Source organism: Bradyrhizobium sp. Pa8 (assembly GCF_052588265.1).
In genome coordinates this window covers 3746358-3765270 of sequence record NZ_CP176767.1, presented here as the reverse complement: position 1 = coordinate 3765270, position 18913 = coordinate 3746358, and the positions used below count along the sequence as shown (strand labels likewise).

General features: G+C 63.2%; 21 protein-coding genes. 3 read left to right on the top strand and 18 right to left on the bottom strand.

The features are described 5' to 3' along the window. Positions 1–3: 3 nt before the first annotated feature. From ACKWRH_RS16755 to ACKWRH_RS16740, 4 genes are all read right to left on the bottom strand, one after another. The gene (locus ACKWRH_RS16755) at positions 4–216 is read right to left on the bottom strand and encodes a hypothetical protein (protein WP_445221470.1); all 213 of its coding nucleotides are present in this window, start codon (positions 214–216) and stop codon (positions 4–6) included. Next, entirely contained in the window at positions 213–1166 is a 954-nt protein-coding gene (locus ACKWRH_RS16750; RefSeq protein WP_445221469.1) for a carbohydrate ABC transporter permease, read from the bottom strand. Before ACKWRH_RS16750 ends, ACKWRH_RS16755 begins: the two co-directional genes overlap by 4 nt. After that, entirely contained in the window at positions 1163–2122 is a 960-nt protein-coding gene (locus tag ACKWRH_RS16745; RefSeq protein WP_445221468.1) for a carbohydrate ABC transporter permease, read from the bottom strand. Before ACKWRH_RS16745 ends, ACKWRH_RS16750 begins: the two co-directional genes overlap by 4 nt. Before the next feature lie 100 nt (positions 2123–2222). Beyond that, complete coding sequence (locus ACKWRH_RS16740) at positions 2223–3557, bottom strand: ABC transporter substrate-binding protein (protein WP_445221467.1); 1335 nt, start codon at positions 3555–3557, stop codon at positions 2223–2225. Positions 3558–4229: 672 nt separating this feature from the next. On the opposite strand from ACKWRH_RS16740, the gene ACKWRH_RS16735 reads away from it, so the two are divergent. Next, positions 4230–4352, top strand: a complete 123-nt coding sequence (locus tag ACKWRH_RS16735; RefSeq protein WP_445221466.1) for a hypothetical protein — start codon at positions 4230–4232, stop codon at positions 4350–4352. A 27-nt stretch (positions 4353–4379) separates the two neighbouring features. Here the strand turns inward: ACKWRH_RS16735 and ACKWRH_RS16730 are convergent, their stop codons facing one another. The 10 genes from ACKWRH_RS16730 to ACKWRH_RS16685 all read right to left on the bottom strand — a co-directional run bounded on the left by ACKWRH_RS16730 (position 4380) and on the right by ACKWRH_RS16685 (position 13582). After that, positions 4380–5375, bottom strand: coding sequence for a formate dehydrogenase subunit gamma (locus ACKWRH_RS16730; protein WP_445221465.1), 996 nt, complete (start codon positions 5373–5375; stop codon positions 4380–4382). A gap of 39 nt (positions 5376–5414) precedes the next feature. Then, positions 5415–6011: a formate dehydrogenase FDH3 subunit beta gene (gene fdh3B, locus ACKWRH_RS16725; RefSeq protein WP_247312286.1), complete on the bottom strand. Its 597-nt coding sequence runs from the start codon at positions 6009–6011 to the stop codon at positions 5415–5417. Positions 6012–6023: 12 nt separating this feature from the next. Further along, positions 6024–8969, bottom strand: coding sequence for a formate dehydrogenase subunit alpha (locus ACKWRH_RS16720; RefSeq protein WP_445221464.1), 2946 nt, complete (start codon positions 8967–8969; stop codon positions 6024–6026). 15 nt (positions 8970–8984) lie between these two features. Beyond that, positions 8985–9200, bottom strand: a complete 216-nt coding sequence (locus ACKWRH_RS16715) for a twin-arginine translocation signal domain-containing protein (protein ID WP_445221463.1) — start codon at positions 9198–9200, stop codon at positions 8985–8987. A 29-nt stretch (positions 9201–9229) separates the two neighbouring features. After that, entirely contained in the window at positions 9230–10006 is a 777-nt protein-coding gene (locus ACKWRH_RS16710) for a Cro/CI family transcriptional regulator (RefSeq protein WP_445222421.1), read from the bottom strand. 133 nt (positions 10007–10139) lie between these two features. Continuing rightward, entirely contained in the window at positions 10140–10766 is a 627-nt protein-coding gene (locus ACKWRH_RS16705) for a DUF3306 domain-containing protein (RefSeq protein ID WP_445221462.1), read from the bottom strand. Continuing rightward, positions 10763–11278, bottom strand: coding sequence for a DUF3305 domain-containing protein (locus tag ACKWRH_RS16700; protein WP_445221461.1), 516 nt, complete (start codon positions 11276–11278; stop codon positions 10763–10765). Before ACKWRH_RS16700 ends, ACKWRH_RS16705 begins: the two co-directional genes overlap by 4 nt. Continuing rightward, positions 11275–12294, bottom strand: a complete 1020-nt coding sequence (locus tag ACKWRH_RS16695; protein ID WP_445221460.1) for a DUF6352 family protein — start codon at positions 12292–12294, stop codon at positions 11275–11277. Before ACKWRH_RS16695 ends, ACKWRH_RS16700 begins: the two co-directional genes overlap by 4 nt. Continuing rightward, complete coding sequence (locus ACKWRH_RS16690) at positions 12291–12830, bottom strand: DUF6505 family protein (RefSeq protein ID WP_445221459.1); 540 nt, start codon at positions 12828–12830, stop codon at positions 12291–12293. The genes ACKWRH_RS16695 and ACKWRH_RS16690 overlap by 4 nt, the downstream gene beginning before the upstream one ends. Beyond that, positions 12827–13582, bottom strand: coding sequence for a biotin/lipoate--protein ligase family protein (locus ACKWRH_RS16685; RefSeq protein ID WP_445221458.1), 756 nt, complete (start codon positions 13580–13582; stop codon positions 12827–12829). Before ACKWRH_RS16685 ends, ACKWRH_RS16690 begins: the two co-directional genes overlap by 4 nt. A 149-nt stretch (positions 13583–13731) precedes the next feature. Here ACKWRH_RS16685 and ACKWRH_RS16680 point away from each other — a divergent pair, with 149 nt between their 5' ends. Next, complete coding sequence (locus tag ACKWRH_RS16680; protein ID WP_445221457.1) at positions 13732–15702, top strand: 4Fe-4S binding protein; 1971 nt, start codon at positions 13732–13734, stop codon at positions 15700–15702. Between the two features lie 12 nt (positions 15703–15714). On the opposite strand, the gene ACKWRH_RS16675 is transcribed toward ACKWRH_RS16680, so the two are convergent. Together ACKWRH_RS16675 and ACKWRH_RS16670 are read right to left on the bottom strand one after the other, a co-directional pair. Next, positions 15715–17004, bottom strand: coding sequence for a c-type cytochrome (locus ACKWRH_RS16675; RefSeq protein ID WP_445221456.1), 1290 nt, complete (start codon positions 17002–17004; stop codon positions 15715–15717). Between the two features lie 72 nt (positions 17005–17076). Next, on the bottom strand, positions 17077–17352 hold the full coding sequence (locus tag ACKWRH_RS16670) for a hypothetical protein (RefSeq protein ID WP_445221455.1): 276 nt from the start codon (positions 17350–17352) through the stop codon (positions 17077–17079). A 134-nt stretch (positions 17353–17486) separates the two neighbouring features. Between ACKWRH_RS16670 and ACKWRH_RS16665 the strand changes: the two genes are divergently transcribed. Continuing rightward, entirely contained in the window at positions 17487–17735 is a 249-nt protein-coding gene (locus tag ACKWRH_RS16665; RefSeq protein WP_445221454.1) for a hypothetical protein, read from the top strand. Between the two features lie 58 nt (positions 17736–17793). Here ACKWRH_RS16665 and ACKWRH_RS16660 read toward each other — a convergent pair whose 3' ends face one another. Next, the gene (locus tag ACKWRH_RS16660) at positions 17794–18015 is read right to left on the bottom strand and encodes a hypothetical protein (protein ID WP_445221453.1); all 222 of its coding nucleotides are present in this window, start codon (positions 18013–18015) and stop codon (positions 17794–17796) included. A 198-nt stretch (positions 18016–18213) separates the two neighbouring features. Continuing rightward, positions 18214–18774 (bottom strand): hypothetical protein, encoded by a 561-nt coding sequence (locus ACKWRH_RS16655; RefSeq protein WP_028150783.1) that lies wholly within the window; start codon positions 18772–18774, stop codon positions 18214–18216. Positions 18775–18913 lie beyond the last annotated feature (139 nt).

Here is an 18913-nt window from a genome sequence, read left to right as displayed (position 1 = left end):
GCCCTACTCCCGAACCTTCGACACGATGGTGAACATCACCGTGCCGATCAGGGTCGTCGCAAACGACCAGGAATACAGCGTCAGGGAGAACGGCTGCATCAGCATGATGACACCGGCGGCGATGATCGTGGTCGCCGCAGCCTCTAACGGACCACGGCGCAGAACGTGATCTGAAAAACCGCGACGCGCGATGGATGGGGTGGCCTCGATACTCATTTGCGGACGGCTCCAAAGGTAATGCCGCGCAGCAGATGCTTGCGCAGAAGCACCGTGAACACCACGATCGGCACCAGGAACAGCGTTGTGCCGGCAGCCACCGCAGGCCAGTCCTGCCCGCCCTCGCCGATGATGATCGGAATGAAGGGCGGCGCCGTCTGCGCGTTGCCCGAGGTGAGAAGCACCGCAAAGGCGTATTCGTTCCAGGCGAAGATCAGGCAGAAGATCGCCGTCGCCGCGATCCCCGTCGTGGCCTGCGGCAGCACCACCTTCACGAAGGCCTGGAAGCGGGTGTAACCGTCGATCATCGCCGCCTCCTCGTACTCGCGCGGGATTTCGTCAATGAAGCCCTTGAGCAGCCAGACCGCGAGCGAGACGTTGACCGAGGTGTAGAGCAGGATCATTCCGAGTCGCGTGTCCGACAATCCGATGGTGCGGTACATCAAATAGACCGGGATCGCGACCGCGATCGGCGGCATCATCCTGGTCGACAGGATGAAGAACAGCAAATCGTCCTTCAGGGGCACGCGGAAGCGCGAGAAGCCGTAGGCCGACAAGGTGCCGAGCGCGACGGCGAGCACGGTCGAGCCGAACGCGATGATCAGCGAATTGATGAAGCGCGGCACGTAATTCGAGGGACCGGCGACCACCATGTTGCGGCTGCGCGCGATGCTGTCGCAAAGCCCCTGCGGCGGCCCCAATGAGCGGATGAACTCCGGCGTCTGGCGCGAGCGGGTCGTGAAGAGGTTGCAGAACCCTTCGAGCGAGGGCTTGAACATCACTTTTGGCGGATAGGAGATCGCATCGTCCGGCGATTTGAACGCGGTGAGCATGATCCAGACCAACGGGATCATGGTGATGACGGCATAGAGCACGACGAGCGAGCCGGCAAAGCGCCGCGTCGTTGCCGACGGCTCGACGACCGAATGGGCTGCGGTGGCGGAGGTCATCGGCTTTTCACCTTGTTCAGCGCTTTCACATAGATGTTGGCGAGGCCGAAGACCGTCACGAACAGGATGATCGCGAAGGCCGAAGAATAGCCGGTGCGCCAGCTCTCGAATGCCGCACGCTTGAGCGTGATCGAGGCGACTTCCGTGGTCGATCCTGGCCCACCACCGGTGAGCAGATTGACCATGTCGAACATCTTGAAATTCTCGATGCCGCGGAACAGCACCGCCAGCATGATGAACGGCAGCGCCATCGGCAGCGTGATCGACCAGAACTGCCGCCATTTCGACGCGCGGTCGACCTCCGCCGCCTCATAGATGTAGTCCGGGATCGAGCGCAGGCCTGCCAGACAAATCAGCATCACATAGGGCGTCCACATCCAGGCATCGACGATGACGATGGCCCAGGGGCTCAGCGTGACGTCGCCCAGCATCTGGAAGGACGAGGCCGCGCGACCGGTGAAGAAGGCGACGACGTAATTGAACAAGCCGATCTGCGGCTGGTAGAGGAACGTCCAGAAATTGCCGACGACGGCGGGCGACAGCATCATCGGCAGCAGGATGATCGTGGTCCATATCCCGTGACCGCGGAACTTCTTGTCGATGAGGTAGGCAAGGCCAAATCCGAGGACGGTCTCGATCACCACCGTCCAGATCACGAAATGCGCCGTCACCTGCATCGCGGCCCAGATGTCCGGGTCGGTCAGGATCGACTGATACCAGTCGGCCCCCAGCCAGACCGTCGGCACGTTGGCGCGATTAGCGCGGTAGTTCGTGAACGACAGATAGATCGTCCAGAGCAGCGGGAAGATATTGATCGCCAGCAGCAGCACGATCGTGGGCGTGATGAAGAGCCAGGCGAGCGTCTTGTCCGACAGGCCCCTGATACGACGCGCCATGCCTGGCCGGACCATGACGGCCCGATAGGTCATCCGCGAAGAGGCACTCAATTCATTCATTGCAGCGACCGATCCTGGCACCGGGGCGTCGACGATGCGACGGTTCCGGTCATCGAAGGAAAGCCCGGAGCGCGAGCGCACGCGCTCCGGGCAAGCTACTTCAGAACTTCTTGCCTTCTTCCTTGAAGATCGCCTTCCAGTCCTTCACCAGTCCATCGAGCGCTTCCTGCGCGGTGCCCTTGTCGGCCACCACATAGTCATGCACGCGCTTCTGCTCGGCCTGCAGCAGCTGGGCGTAGGAAGGCTCGGCCCAGAAGTCGACGACCATTCCCATCGACTGCAGGAACTCCTTGGCGAAGGGCGCGCTGGCCGGGAAGCTCGGATCGTTCAGCACGGACTTGGCGCAGGAATAGCCGCCGAGCGCCCACCACTTCTTCTGGACGTCGCCGCCGGAGAACCACTTGATGTATTGCAGCGCCTCGGCCTGGTTCTTGGAGTAGGAGACCACCGAGATGCCCTGGCCGCCGAGTTGCGTCGCCTGCCCGGCGGGACCGGCTGGATTGACGAAGAAGCCGATCTTGTCGCCGCCGACATTCGGGTCCTTGTAGAGGCCCGGGAAGAAGGCGAAGAAATTCATCTGCAGCGCGACCTGGCCGGACTTGAAGGCATCAAGCCCCTCCGACATGTAGGAATTGGAGGCGCCGGGAGGCGTGCAACACTTGTAGAGATCCTTGTAGGCCTCAAGCCCCTTGACGGCGCCGGGCGAGTTCACGAACCCGTCCATCGCATAAGGCTTCTTCGGATCGTCGTATTTGAAGCCATAGTCGTAGAGGTAATTCGAGACGCCCATGGTGATGCCTTCCGAGCCACGCTCGGTATAGATCGAGGCCCCATAGACCTTCTTGCCGTCGATCTCGCGGCCCTGGAAGAACTGCGCGATGTCGCGGAGTTCATCGAGCGTTTTCGGAACGGCGAGATCACGGTTGTACCTGGCCTTGAAATCCTTCTGCACGTCCGGCCGCGCAAACCAGTCCTTGCGGTAGGTCCAGCCCACCGCATCGCCCATCGCCGGCAGCGCCCAATAGTTCGGCGTGTTCTTCGGCCACTCGGAATAACCGACCACCGTTGCCGGCATGTAGTCGTCCATGCTGATTCCTTCCTTTTTGAAGAAATCGTTGAGCTTGACGTATTGGCCGTTCTCCGCGGCGCCGCCGATCCATTGGGAATCGCCGATGATGAGGTCGCACAGCGAGCCGTGCGAATTGAGCTCGTTGAGGAAGCGATCGGCGTAATTGGTCCAGGGCACGAATTCGAACTTCATGCCGATGCCCGACTTGGCGGTGAAGTCCTTCGACAATTCGACCAGCGCGTTCGCCGGATCCCATGCGGCCCAACACAGCGTGATGGTTTTGCCTTGCGCCTGCGCGGGCGTGGTCCCCGCTCCGACGCCAAACGCGGCGGCAACAGCCCCGCATGCCACAACAAGCGTCTTCATTGTCCGTTTCATTACACGTTCCCTCCGAGTGGGCCGGCCATCGACATGGCGCGGCTTTCCAACCCGCTCGAATGCTTCGAGCAGAGCGACACAGTCCGTAACGAGCTGAATAACTAAACTGGCGTTTCCTCGCGCCACCCGGATTCTAGAGGCCCGGCAGGCTCGATTTGTTTAGTACTGCACGATTTACTAAACATTGCAAGCGCCGTTTGACGGGTCGTCCGCGCGGCCGACTGCAAGTTTGTTCTAAAAGAGCGCGTCACGAGAAGATCGCTGTTGCAGACAAGCTGGTTGAAAGAGCGTCGACGGAACAAGGGTGATCACCATGTCCAGGTGATGATGTAGGCTTGATCGCTTTGACATCGACCAGTGAGCACGTGCTGGAGCAAACACTTGACTTGGGTGTGGCTATGCCGCGCGACCTTACCGACGGCTACGCAACTGTGCACGGAGCACCCAGAGCGCTCAGAACATCTTTGAGCATTCGGGTCATTAGGCGCCTCGGTTATACTCAGCTCGCAATGCGAGTATAACTCACGCCTGCCGTCCGATCGGCGCCGGCGGTTGGCTGCTGCGACCGCCCGCAGACTGTCACATCTCCTGTCGTGCGCGAGGCCCGCGCGCGACGTGCTAAGGGTCGCGTGCACCATATAGAATTTGTGGAGGATTCGGATGAAAGCTTTCTTGCTCGCCTGCGTGGCGGCTGTCGTGATCGCCGCAGCCTCGGCTGCGATGCTCAGCGGCATCCAGGAGCCCGTCGCACAGGCCTTTGCGACAACGGGCGTGCGTCTCTAGGGAGCAGCCAGGGGCCGCTTTCCGCCGCTACTCCGCCGCAGAGGCCGCATGGCGCGGCTGCCCTGTGCGCGCCGCTTCCTCGTCCAGCCATAGGCTGTGATGCTCGCGCGCCCAATTGACGTCAACTTCGCCTGATCCCATCGCCTCGAACGCGCCTTCCATACCGATCGTGCCGATGTAGATGTGCGCGAGCATCGCCGCGACGAACAACACCGAAACGATGGAGTGAACGATCTGGGCCATCTGCATGCCCTCAATCCCCGTGGTGTAGAACGGGAACATGAGGAGATAGCCGGTCGCAGCGACGAGACCGCCGCCAATCACGACGATCCAGTAGATCCCCTTTTGGCCCGCGTTGAAGCGACGGGCCGGCGGGTGATCATGCCCGATGAGACCGCCTCCCCGCTTGATCCACTCCACATCCAGCTTGCTCGGGATATTGCCGCCAAGCCACATCAGAAAGATCAGCACGACTCCAATGGTGAACGGGAAGCTCAAATAATTGTGGGCATACTTCGCCCATTGCGACCATTCCGAGAACGCCTCGAATCCGATCAGCGGCAGCAGCAGCGGCCGGCCGAAGGTGATGTTCAGGCCAGAGATCGCCAGAATGATGAAGCAGGTCGCGGTCATCCAGTGCACGAACCGCTCAAACATGTTGAAGCGCACGATGGTGCGCCCCGATCGGCCGCTTTCCAGCCGGACCATGCCGCGCGTGAGGTAAAAGATCACGAGCAGCGCCAGCATACCGATGATCGCCACGCCACCAATCCACCGTAGCGTGACATTGCGGAAGTCACGCCATTCGCGCCCCTGCGGCTGCTCGAGAACACCGGACCGCTGGTCCGGGATACTGACGCGGCCCTGGATCCGGTTCAGCTCCTGCAGAAGCTGCTGTTCCTTGACCGAGCTCGCGGTTGGATTGACCTGCTGGGCGCTCGACGGTGCCGGCGCCACGATGACCAGCAAAAGCAATGAGCACGCGCCGACGCCTAAGCGAATGAACCTTCCAAACGACGCCATGAGCTCCTCCCGGTCTTGCGCGCGTCACCGCGGCTTGCGTCAGGACTCGATCGTCTCGCGATAGGCCGTCTTCCAACCCCATGCACCCGAGCCGTAGCCGCGCTTCATCACACGCTCCTTGTAGATTTGCGCGATGATCTCGCCGTCGCCGGCCAATAGCGACTTGGTCGAGCACATCTCGGCGCACAGCGGCAGCTTGCCTTCGGCAAGGCGGTTCGCGCCGTATTTCTCATATTCCGCCTTGCTGCCGTCGGCCTCAGGACCGCCGGCGCAGAAGGTGCATTTGTCCATCTTGCCGCGCGAGCCGAAGTTGCCGACCTTCGGATATTGCGGCGCCCCGAACGGACAGGCGTAGAAGCAATAGCCGCAGCCGATGCAGAGGTCCTTGGAGTGCAGCACGACGCCATCGGCGGTGGTGTAGAAGCAGTTCACCGGACACACCGCCGCGCAGGGCGCATCGGTGCAGTGCATGCAGGCCATCGAAACCGAACGCTCGCCGGGCTTGCCGTCGTTGATGGTGACTACACGGCGCCGGTTGATGCCCCAGGGGACCTCGTGCTCGTTCTTGCACGCGGTCACGCAGGCGTTGCACTCGATGCAACGGTCGGCGTCGCAGAGGAATTTCATACGGGCCATCGTCGTTGCTCCTTATGCCGCAGCAATCTGGCAGAGGGTGACCTTGGGCTCCTGCATGCCCGTGGCAGGATCGTAGCCATAGGTGGTGATGGTGTTCGCGCTTTCGCCGAGCACGATGGGATCGGTGCCCTTCGGATAGGCGCTGCGCAGATCTTTGCCCCCGAGCCAGCCGCCGAAGTGGAACGGCATCCAGGCAACGCCCTTGCCGACCCGCTCCGTCACCAGCGCTTTCATTCTCGCCCTCGAGCTACTCTCGGCGCCGGTGACCCAGACCCAGCCGCCGTCCTTGATGCCGCGATCGGCGGCATCGGCAGGACTGATCTCGATGAACATGTCCTGCTGCAGTTCGGCAAGCCACGGATTGGTACGGGTCTCCTCACCGCCGCCCTCATATTCAACCAGACGGCCCGACGACAGAATGAGCGGAAACTGTTTTGCGATTCCCTTCTCCACCGCAGCTTTCTGGATGGAGAAACCGATATTGGGCATGCGGAACTGCTTGGCATCGGGCAACGTCGGATATTTTGCGACGAGGTCGACGCGCGGCGTGTAGATCGGCTCGCGATGCACCGGAATCGGGTCCGGCAGGCCGAACGCGTTCATGCGCGCCTTGCCGTTGCCGTAGGGCACACAGCCGTGCTTGAGCGCAACCCGCTGGATGCCGCCGGAGAGATCGAGCGACCACGACACGGCATCGGGGGTGGCGGGATTGATCTTGTTGATCGTGGCCATCTCCGCTTCGGTGAGATCGGTATCCCAGCCGAGCTTCTTCAGGCTCGCCAATGTGAATTCGGGATAACCGTCCTGGATCTCCGAGTCCTTGGAGGAGGACTTGTCCGCCAGCAGGCTGACCTTCCGCGTGGTCCCGTCCGGCAGCTTCTCCTCGCGCTCGACGCCGAAGCGCGGCCGGAAAGTTCCGCCACCATCCATCACGTGGAGATTGGTGTTGTAGAGCAGCGGCGTGCCCGGATGCCTGACTTCCGGCGAGCCCCAGCACGGCCACGGCAGGCCATAATAGTCGCCACCGATTTCCGGCTCGTCTTTCGGCGCGCGCATGGTCAGCATGTCGAACTTGGCCTGGTTCTTCATGTGCGCCTTGAGCCGCTCGGGCGATTGGCCGCAATAGCCGGTCGACCAGCTGCCGCGGTTCATCTCGCGCAGGACATCCTCGGCCTCGGGCAGATTGTTCTCGACCTTGATGTTCTTGAACATCTTGTCGGCGAAGCCGAGCTTCTTGGCCATCAGGTAGATGACTTCGAGATCGTCCTTGGATTCGAACACCGGCTTGACGATCTGCTCGCCCCACTGCAGCGACCGGTTCGAAGCGACACGCGAGCCCTTGCACTCGAATTGCGTGGCGACCGGAAGGATGTAGACCCCGTCCTTGCGTCCCGCTTCGACCGAGAGCGAGGCCCAGGTCGTCGGATGCGGGTCGGCGATGACAAGCAGCTCGAGCGCCTTCAGGCCGTTGAGAGATTCCGGAATGCGGGTGATGCTGTTGCTGGCGTGTCCCTGAACGAACACCGCCCGCACATTGTCTTTCTGCGCGACCTGATCTTTCGGCAGCGTCACCGCGTCGAACCAACGGGTGAGCGGAATGCCGGGGGTTTCCATGATCTGCTTGGTGTCGAAGCGCGACTTCAGGTATTCGTATTCGACCTCCCAGACCCGCGACCAGTGCTTCCATGCGCCTTCGGCGAGGCCGTAGTAGAATGGCAGCGTGACGATATCCAGCCCGACATCGGTCGCTCCCTGCACGTTGTCGTGGCCACGGAAGATGTTGGCGCCCATGCCCTGTCCGCCGACATTGCCGGTCATCAGAAGCAGGATGCAGCTCGCGCGCACGTTGGCGGTGCCGACGGTCTTCTGCGTCTGGCCCATGGCCCAGATCAGTGTTGACGGCTTCTCGGTGGCAAACATCTTGGCGACGCGCTTGAGCTGTTCGCCGGGAATGCCACTGACGCGCTCGACTTCCTCCGGATTCCACTTCTCCACCTCCTTGCGCAGATCGTCGAAACCATAGACGCGCTGCTGGATGAATTCCTTGTCCTCCCAGCCGTTCTGGAGGATGTGCCACATCATGCCGTAGAGCACGGGTATGTCGGTGCCCGGCCGCATCCGCACATATTCGGTCGCATGCGCCGCGGTCCGCGTCATGCGGGGATCGATGACGATGAAGTTGGCCTTTTGCAGCTCCTTGCCCTCGAGCAGATGCTGCAGCGACACGGGATGCGCCTCCGCCGGATTGCCGCCCAGCACGACCTGGGTCTTGGCGTTGCGAATGTCGTTATAGCTGTTGGTCATCGCACCGTAGCCCCAGGTGTTGGCCACGCCGGTGACGGTCGTCGAATGACAGATCCGCGCCTGATGATCGGTGTTGTTGGTTCCCCAGAACGCGCCAAGCTTGCGGAACAGATAGGCGCCTTCATTGGTCATCTTGGCCGATCCCAGCCAGTAGACGGAATCCGGCCCCGACTTCTCGCGAATGTCCTGGCACTTGTCGCCGATCTCATTGATCGCGGTCTCCCAGGAGACGCGCGTCCACTGCCCGCCCACGAGCTTCATCGGGTAGCGCAGCCGCCGGTCGCTGTGCACGAGCTCGCGTACAGATGCACCCTTGGCACAATGCGATCCGCGATTGATCGGCGATTCCCAGCTCGGCTCCTGGCCGATCCAGACCTCGTTCAGCACCTCCGCCGTCACGGTGCATCCGACCGAGCAATGCGTGCAGATGCTCTTGCGGACGGTGGCGCCCGCGGCGAGCGGACCCGCGGTGGCAGCTTCCGCCTTGCGCACGCTGCCGATAGGGATGGTGCCGAGCGCGGCGAGCGCGCCGCCCGCAAGACCGGATTTGCGCAGGAAGCTGCGGCGATCAAGACCACCGGATTGACGCGCGAGGCCTTCCGCGACGGAGCCGCGATGGTCGGAGCCGGAACGCTGTGTTCTCTTGATAAGCACGGCTGCCTCCCTGTTTCAACTGGGATAGCGATTGACGCGATAGTACGTCTTTACATGGTCGGATTCCGTGTAGCGCGCCTTGCGCTTCTCATCGTTGGTCTCGCTATCGGCCTGCGCAGGTCCGACCAGCGGGGTCGCGAGCGTCGCACCGGCACTGAGCGTGCCGATGCCGATCTTGCGAAGGACATCGCGGCGCCCGACAGCGACTTTCTTTTCCTTTTCGTCCCTCATCGCTTTCCTCCCGGACCAGCGCACGCTGGTCAGTTGGCGAACGTGAATGCATCAGTCTCAATCTCGATGAACAGGCGACCGAGTACCCCGACCGCGCGATAGAAATCGGCGCCCTCTGCTCTCTCCATGTCGGCGAACAGCCGGCCCATCCAGGACACGACGTGCGTCTCGAAGAAGGCGCGCTGCGCATCCGCGGTCGCCTCGAACTGCCCGCTTGCGAAGCCAGACATGATCTCGCACAGGATCGCTGCGTGATCCTCGGGCTCGAAATTGTTTTCGACGCGCTCGATCCCGAGCGCCGCGAGGTCAGCGCGCAGGCGCGACAGCGGCCGCTCGTTGAGAAACCCGGTCAGGTAATAGGACGCATAGGGCAGCAGTTCGCCACGGCCGAGGCCCACGAACAGATCGAAATATTCGCGTTCGATCCGGGCCGGGACCGCGCGAGCGGCGGCGTCCGCGAGCACTGCGTGCGCGCGTCCGAGCGGCGTCGTATCTGCGTTCAATGCGGCGAGTTGATCGAGCAGCTGCTTTGATGGAGCTGCGGACAGAAGCATGGCAAGGAATGCGTATTCCTGCGCGCGTGCCGCATCGATGGGGTCGATCGGCTCGGATAAGGAGCTCTCGCGATAAAGATCGGGCCGCAATTGATTGCGCGACACGCCGGTTGCGGCTTCGACTGCAATCACCCGTTGCGCAGGCACCTTGACCCAGTTCGAAACCGACGGCTGGCTGATGCCAATTTTGCGCGCAAGCTGGGCAACGCCGCCTACGGCGTCAATGGCGCGATCAAGCCCTTCGTCACGCACGTGGACCTCCCATCCAGAGTCCCCGTCTGCCTGATTATTGCTTTTGTTACAAAGAACTAGCGAATCGTAGTCCTGGTTCCGTGGGTGGTCAACGTTTGCCCATAGCCTGACACTATAGCCTTTGGTTGGGCATCTAGGACGGCAGCGCGCCGCCATGCGTGCGGCGCTTCACCGGAGCGGTGTCACGCGCGACGTCCTCAGCCAACGTCGGTTGCGATGCAACAGCAGCGGGCGCGGACTCCGTCGCCGCAGATCTGTCTTCCGCATCCGTAATCATCGAAGTTTCCACCTGCTGCAATTCCGGTGCAGAATCCTTGGGTTCGACAGATGCATCCGGTAGGGATTGAGCCGCCTTGCGCACGCCGCCAACGATACGGTCGACCAGTGCGGCCAGTTCTTCTTGGGAACAGTCCAGCGGTCCAAAGCCGGGCATCGCGTTCGGGTCGTTGAAGTCCCAGGCGTTCTCGGCGAGCCCGACGAAGTCGCGAATGGCGGGGTCGGCGCTCCAGGCGCGACGAAGCGCCGCACGCGTCAATTCCTGCGGAATCCCCTTGCGCAGGAAGGCGGTGATGTCGGTTGCCGATGTGATCTGGTCGATCGAGGGCAGGCTCGACAGATCAAGGTCGGGATCATCTTCTGTGGCCGCCGGCGGCGGCGTCGCTTGCACGTCGTTAGGCATTGCCGTCTCGGGAGGCGCGGCGTTTGCCTTTGCCTCCTGCTTGCGGCGGGACCAGCGCTCCAGAAATCGGTCCTCGCTCATTCGTGCCCGCCTTCATGCTGACGGCGCGCCAACGCCTCGGGATCAGCCTGCCGTCGCTTGCGCTTGAAGAACTCGCGCTCGACGTGGTGCTCGGCGATGAAACTTTCAATCGCCTCGCGCAGCATCTCGGGCATGGGTACCGCTTCGACCAGATTGGCGCCGGCCTCGGTGAACCCCTCGCCTTCCGCGGGATCCGCGGTGGCGGTGGCCACCGTATAGGGCCAGGCGCCCTCCGCGGGCGCCAGAACGATCCAGATGCTCGGACTGCCTGATGCGAGATTGTCGTGATAGCGCGCCGTCTCGGATGGATAGAGATCGACCGTGGCACTGCCCGCGTAGAACAAGGTCGTCCCCTCCTCCTCGCGCAGGACTGTCCAGGGTCTTGTCTCCGGCTCGTCCGGCAGCACGGCCACGCCGCGCCAGACAAAGTCGACCCATGGCGAGTCCGCCTTGCGCCGCTCGACGACGATTCCGACGGGAATGCGCACCAATGGCAGTGCGGCGGCGCTCACGTCACCATCTCCAGATGTTTGATCGGCAAGCCGGTCAGCAGATTCTGCGGCTTCATGCGGAGCTTCCGGTCATTGGTCATCGCCAGCATGAGATAGACGGGCTCGCCGCGCACGTCCGCCATCGCCTGGCTGGCGTCCGCAAACGTCAGCCGGAACAGCGCGAGCACGCGGCCTGCGCTGCGCTCGTCAAGTTCCTCGCCATGCCAGAGACGGTCGCCGAGCCCCGTGGCATCGGCATCGAGCCCGACATACCAGGTGAGGTGCGCATCGTTTATCGCGCGCAAGGGTTCGATGGCGACGTCGATCCCGAGCAGATGGGAGATCCAGCGCGTCATGGCCTGCGCCACCGCAGGCGGCCCGCGGCCGCCCGCGGTGAGGTCGAATGCCATGTCGAACCGGTCGCTGCGCTGCCAATAGCCTTCGGTGGTCTCCTCGCTCATGACATCGACCTCGGCATCATGCATTGCGCCCAGCATCGACATCAGCGAGAGCACCGGCGTCGGGTTTCGCCCGCCGACGACCTCGTCATCTCCGAGCAGCAGGGCCTGCTCGTGCGGCAGAATCCGCTGCGCGCGGAAGAACAGTTCCGCGGCGCGCAACACGAAGGGGTCGTCACAGCCATCGAGCGCGTTGCGCAGGATCACGTGCACGAGCTGGTTGACGAACAGCGGCGGCAGCTCACTCATGCCTGAGCGGACACTTGCGAGATAGGCCGCTTCCAGCGTCGGATGCCGCAACAGGAGATCGCGAAAGGCCAGCACGAACCGCCAGTTTTCCCGGGCGTCCGCGTCAATAATCCCGGCAACGTCCTCTGCGCCCACCGGCAAGCGCGGATTTGCCAGCAGCTCGCGGTGCAGCCGGCGCTCGACGGGGCAGGCATCGTCCGGCGGCATCAGCTCGGGACGGGCGAAATAGGCCTTCAGGAATTCGTCGGTGACGCATAGCCCGCCGCTCGCGTCGCGATCGAGCAAATGGTGGCCGCAGGCGATCCAGAAATCGTTCGTCGAATCGTTCATGGGCGTCGCAGCTCCCGGCCCAGCTCCGCGAGATTGAGACCGCCGTCGGGCTCGGTGTCATCCTCGACTTCCATGAAGGAGAATGCCTTGCCGTGTCCCTGCCCTTCCCGCAATTGCAGCCTCCGGAAGGACTCGCGGATCTCGCCGTCATCAGCGGTGCGGTGCACGGCAATGAGCGAGCTGATCGGATGTGTGCAAAGCGTTTGCGTGAAAGCAACCTCCTCTTCCGCTGATGTCCGCGCGGTTGCCACGTCCGGGGCGCCGAAGCGGTCGACCAGTTGCCTGGCAAGGAGATCGGTCAGCGTCCGGCAATCAGCCTCCGTCGCCGGCACGATCTGCACCAGCGTCGACCAGCCCCAGGATTGCACGCCGAGAAAGCCGCTGCGGAAGGCAGTGCGTGCCTTTCCGCTGAGCGCCGCCGGATCCTGATCGCAGAAGCGGAAGGCGCCGGAGACGGCCCACTCGCCTGGCTCGGCCGGCACGTCGAACACGAATGTGTCGGACGGATCGAGCGCAATGGTCCGCAGCAGCTTCACAGACGCGGCCCTCCGTGCGTCGGATCGAACCAGCCGGGCGTGCCAAGCGCCTTCACGAGCCCTCTTCGCTCAATCCCGTCCGCGCCGACGCGGCGTGTCAGGAGATCACCGTGATCGTCGATCCGCTGAAGCCTCTGCCGCTCGCATGGCACCCGGCCAAGATAGTCGCGCGCGATGCGCTCGAAGCCGTCGACCTGCCAGCTGTCGAGCGCCCGCATCAGGTGGCGCGCAAAGCTTTCCATCACCTGCACGGCACCCGCCTCGCCAAATCCCTCCTGATCCAGTGCGGATGTCAGCGGGTGAACGCCGGGCCCCTGGTCAGTCATTGCGACGGTGCGGATCATGGCGCCGAACACAAGCCATGCGGGCGGCTCGTCCTCGCTGGCCGACGACGGCCATCCCATCCGCCCGCCGCCCACCAGCCCGCCGTCAATCCTGACCGCATCAGGCCAGTCGATCGTCACGGTCTTGTTGGGCGGTGCGTAGGCGCGCAGGGCGTCGGTGAGCGCGACCATGCCGCCATAGAAGGCGCGCCGCGCGCTGCGCAGGGGTTCCCCCGGTTCGAGCACCACGGCGAACTCGGCAAGGTCGAACCGTCCGACGTAAACCAGCGTACCGGCGCCGCCCTCGGGTGCAATGCGGCAAGCTTGGGCAAAGGCATCTCCGCACTCGCGCAGCCGGACGAGCGTGAACGGCGGCGGCAACTGGATAGGTTCCGCCAGGGAAACGTGGGTGGTCGAGGTCGACGGCATAGGCCGTCCTCCACTTCCTTTTTTTACCCGTGGACAATGCTATATGAGGTGATGGGTCGGCGCGAGTCCGTCCTCCGCGCCGCACCGACGGAGGGCTTAACCTGGAGCAACCAGCGAAGACCGTCCTGATCTGCTCGTGCGAAGACACGATGCGCCTCGACACGGCCACGATCCGGCGTGGATGCCCCAACTGCGACATCAAGACCTTTCGCCATCTCTGCGGCGCGGAGATCGATCACTTCCGCAGCGCCGCAAAGGCAAATGGTCCGCTGACCGTGGCCTGCACGCAGCAGGCGGCGCAGTTCACCGACGAGGCCGGCGAGCGGCCTGACGGGATCACCTTCGCCAACATCCGTGAAACGGCAGGCTGGTCGCGCGACGGCGCGCAAGCGGGTGCAAAGATGGCGGCGCTGCTTGCGGCAGCCTCCGTCGCCGTCCCGGACTATCCGCTCGTCACGCTGTCGAGCGACGGCGTCATCCTGATCTATGGGCGCGATGAGGCGGCAATCGAGGCGGGCCGGCTGCTCGCCGACCATCTCGACGTGACGGTCATGCTGAAGCAGCCGCAGGACATCGCGCCGCCCGCGGCGACGACCTTTCCGATCGTGAAGGGAACGATCGGCAACGCGAAGGGCCATTTCGGCGCGTTCGAACTCGTGATCGACGACTACGCCCGGCCGCGCCCTTCCTCACGCGATCGCTTCGTGTTCGAGGCGCCACGCAACGGTGCGATCTCGCGCTGCGATCTCGTGCTGGATCTATCCGGCGGCGCGCCGCTAATTCCCGCCCACGATCTCAGGGACGGCTACCTGCGCGCCGATCCTGCCGATCCCGCCGCCGTGCTTCGCGCGGTGCTGAAGGCACGTGATCTCGTTGGAAGCTTTGACAAGCCGAAATACGTCAACTTCACTGCCGAGCTCTGTGCGCATTCGCGTTCGAACCGCACCGGCTGCCACCGCTGCCTGGATTTGTGCCCCACGAGTGCGATCACGCCGGCCGGCGATCATGTCAGCGTGAATGCGGAAGTCTGCGCCGGATGCGGCCAGTGCGCTGCGGCCTGCCCGACCGGCGCGGCCTCTTATGTCCTGCCGCCCGCCGACACGCAGCTGCACCGGCTCCGCGCGATGCTGCTGACCTATCGCGAGGCCGGCGGCGACCGGCCCGTGCTGTTGTTTCACGACAGCCAGCACGGCAGCTCGCTGATCGATGCGCTGGCCCGCCATGGCGACGGTCTGCCGGCGAATGTGCTGCCTTTCACCGTCAACGAAGTGACGCAGCTCGGCCTCGAAGCCGTCGTGGCGGCGTTTGCCCATGGCGCGTCCGCCGTGCGTTTCCTGCTGCGGGCGAAGCCCCTGCACGATTTGACCGGGCTGTCGCAGACCATCGCCATGGCGGACGCCATTCTCGCCGGCCTCGGATTTTCCGGCCGCCGCGTCGCGACGATAGAGACGGACGACCCCGATAAGCTGAGCGAAGCGTTGCAGGCGATCGAGCCGCTCGCGACCGTCAGTCAGCCCGCAACATTCAGGACCGTGGGCAAGCGGCGCGATCTGCTCCGATTTGGCCTGAGCGAGCTGCACCGCGTGGCCCCGAGCCCGACCGACGTGATTGCACTGCCCGAGGGCGCGCCGCTCGGCGCCATCAGCGTCAACACCGAGGGCTGCACGCTGTGCCTGTCCTGCGTCTCGGTCTGTCCGACTGGCGCGTTGCGCGACGATCCGGAACGTCCGATGCTCAAATTCCTGGAAGATGCCTGCGTGCAATGCGGCTTGTGCCAAAGCACCTGCCCCGAAAAGGTGATCAAACTGACCCCGCAGATCGATTTCCGCGCCTCCCGCGCGCCCGCGCTGGTGATCAAGGAGGAAGAGCCTGCCCTATGCGTCCGTTGCGGCAAGCCGTTTGGCGTCAAGAGCACGATCGATCGCATCGCGGCAAAGCTCGAAGGCCGGCACTGGATGTATCCAGCCGGCGACAAGCGCGTTGACGCGCTCAGGATGTGCGCCGACTGCCGTGTCATCACCATGAGCGAGCAGCAGTTCGATCCGTTCGCTGGCGTCCCCGAACGCGCCCCACCGCGCACGACGGACGACTATTTGCGCGAAAGAGATAACAAGAACTAGAGCGTTGTTCGACTATTTCGCGGTCGCGCGCCCCAGGAAATCGGTGAGTGCCCGGCGATCTTCCGCGGAGCCGATGCGCTGCTCGGGCATCTTGGTGCCGGGCGTGTAGGCATTTGGACCGATCTCGAACAGTTTTGCGACCGTGTCGGGCGTCCAGACGATGTCCATCGTCTTGAGTGCATCCGAAAAGCGATAACTGGGCAGCGACGCGATCTTCCGGCCGTATAATCCCGCCAATGTCGGGCCCGCGCGCTGTGTGTCCTTCTCCGACAGCGTGTGACAGGCCACGCAGGCGCGAAACACTTCCGCGCCGGGATCGCCGGCATAGGCCGCCAGCGGATCGGTTGGCGTGCCCAGCAGATTGGAGCCGATGGGTTCGCCGGTGCGCACATTCCAGCGCCGGATCTTTCCGTCGGCGCCGCCGGTCAGCAGGATCTCGCTATCGGGCAGGAACGCAACCGACCAGACCGGCACTGCCGATCTCACCAGCGCGCGCAACACAGCACGCGTCTTGCGATCGATGATTGTCACCACGCCATCCACACAGGCAGCCGCGATCAGTGTGCCATCGCCGGATATGGCGAGAGCCACGACCGGCGCGGTGCCGGCGGCAACCTCGCCGCGATCCTTGCCGCCAGCACTCAAGAGGTGCAGCTTGCCGTCCGCCGCCCCGGTGACGATTTCACCGTCACTGGCGATGACGACGGCATTCAGGGGAGCCGGCAGTACGATCGTTTCGCCACTCGCATCGGGCAAATGCCAGATCCGCAGCGCAAGGTCGTAGCCCACGCTGACGAGCGACTTGCCGTCGGGCGCGAAAGCAACGCCGTTGACGTTCTGCGAATGACCTTCAAGCACCCGCTGCGCGCCGTCGATGAGTGACCAAAGCCGCACCGAGTGATCCCAGGATGCAGAGGCGATCATCGCGCCGTCGGGCGAGACCGCGAACGCGACAACGGGCGCGTCATGTCCCAGCAACACCATGTCCGGCTGCTGCCGGCCGGCTGTCCAGATCGCGATGCGCGCGTCCGCCCCGGCGGTCACCATCCGCCGGTCGGGAAGGAATCCAACCGCGTTCACCGCGTCAGAATGAAACCGCAACACCTGTTCCGCGGATTCGCGTGCGAGGGACCATCTGATGGCGGCGGTGTCGAACCCGCCGGACAGCAGGCTCTTCCCATCGGCCGAAACCGCCATCGCCCGTACCGCCCCGCCGTGGCCCATCATTTGCGCGCGAGCTGTCTGCACCGGGATGACGAGCGAGGCGATCAGAGTGAGCGAGGCGAGAAGGAAGGAATTCATCAGCGAATCCGAGGCAACGCCAGACCCACGCCACGTCCCATTCTGCCTGAATTTGCGCTTCGCACAAACGCGTCATTTGTCCGGCGCGACGACGGTCTTGCTCGATCCCTCCGGAGCAGCTTGCATGCCGGGCGGGCTCTGGCCTTGCGGGCTTTCGGCGGGCGCGCCACCCGATCGCGTCTCGACCGGACCGGTCCAGCCTTGCGGCTGCAGCTGGCCCTTATCCTCGGGAGCAGTTCGCCCCGTGCCAACAGTGCCCGGCTTCTCGGGGCGTTGATCCGTTTGTGCGAGCGCCAACCCGCAGCTGGACCACGCCGCTACGCAGACGATGAACGCGAATCGACGCATGAGGTACCTCGATTGCATTTGATCCAGCTCAACGAATAGCGCTCTACCCAGTTCCATGGGGCACATTGACACGCCAGATTGAACGGCGGCGGACCAAGTTCTAGATTGCATTTGAGGCTGCGAGGGCCTTGGTCATGCAAATACGATCCAAAACGTATCTGCTGATGGTTTCGCATCTGCGAGGTCTGCGTGCCTTGCTTTCGTCGGCCCACGATCCGGTGGCCAAGACGAGCAAGGAAGCTTCACCCCTGCTCATCTTTGTCGCGGTCGTGCTGACCCTGCTGCTGGCGATACTGGAAGTCGACCAGCACCACGCACTGCTCAAGTCCCTGGGGCTGCTGAGCGACCTCTCCAGCATGCAGCCCAACCTGATGGGCCCTTGACGGGTCAAGGATACTGCCTCTTCAGCCGATCGACGCCCGCGCGGGCATGCCAGCACGCCTATTGCTGCGGCTTTGTCTCACGCGGAAACACCAGCGATCGATCATCGAATTCCTGGACCGGAAGTTTGTCTACGTGCCCGCCGCTTTGAGACTCCGGCACCCCGGCGATTCGGGCCGCTCCGACCGTCCCGATGATCGGCCATTTGTGTGATTGCAGCACAGTCGTTGCGGCAACGAGCGACGAAACGGCGATCAGTCCGCAAATTGTCAGACGTTTCACGGGAATCTCCGTGGTTTGCGAAAGCTGAAGGCCTGATTAGCGCTTCATCCGAGTTCCGGATGTGTGCGGCTTCACATCTCTCGTAACGGTGATCGGAGGTCCGCCCCTTTCGGCTCGCCTTAGAATTTGAAGCGCCGCCTCGGACGTTGCAGTCGGTACAGCGCCACCAACCTCCGCCGCCGGCGGCCGGCCGACGACTTATCCGCCAAATCGCTTGACCAGCTTTGAGCCCTTGGCTGCATCGATCTGCTGGCCAGTCAAGTCGGAGCCGGCGCTCAATCCTTTCGTCATGAGGTTCTTGACGCGTTGCGCCGCCTGCTTCTCATTGGAATAGTCGATCTCGACGTGATCGAGGCTCATCAGATGGCCAAGCTCGTGAGCCCAGGCGCGTCCATTGGCGTGGTCATTGCCATACCACTGGACGAAGCTTGCCGGCTCGGGTTCGCTATTGGGGTATGAGCTTCCGCCGGCGGATAGATTTTCAATCGAATTGACGAGGTAGATGTGGATGGCATTGTCCGGATCGTGCCGAGAGGCAAGAACACCCAGCAATCGCTGATCATTGCTGCGCGCGCTCTTCGCCATGTCGAGCGGCTTCTCCATCAAGCAATCGCTGATCACGAACGCGATCTTGGCCTTTGACCAGATCGTATTGACCACGTCGAGCGCCTTCTTGGCCGTGTCGCTGCTCCATTGCCCGGGCTCAACGACCCCCCTGTCGGCAAATGGCGTGATGTAAATCCTCAACGGAATAGGCATCAGCTTCTCCGAAGTCCGAAATTGCGATCGTGTCTCCCTGCGCCGTCTTCCGAAGATAGTCACACCCGGAAAGACGCTGCCGGTCCTCAGCAACCGCAATAGCTGCCGGCCAGAGGGCAATCACATAAGCGCACTTTGC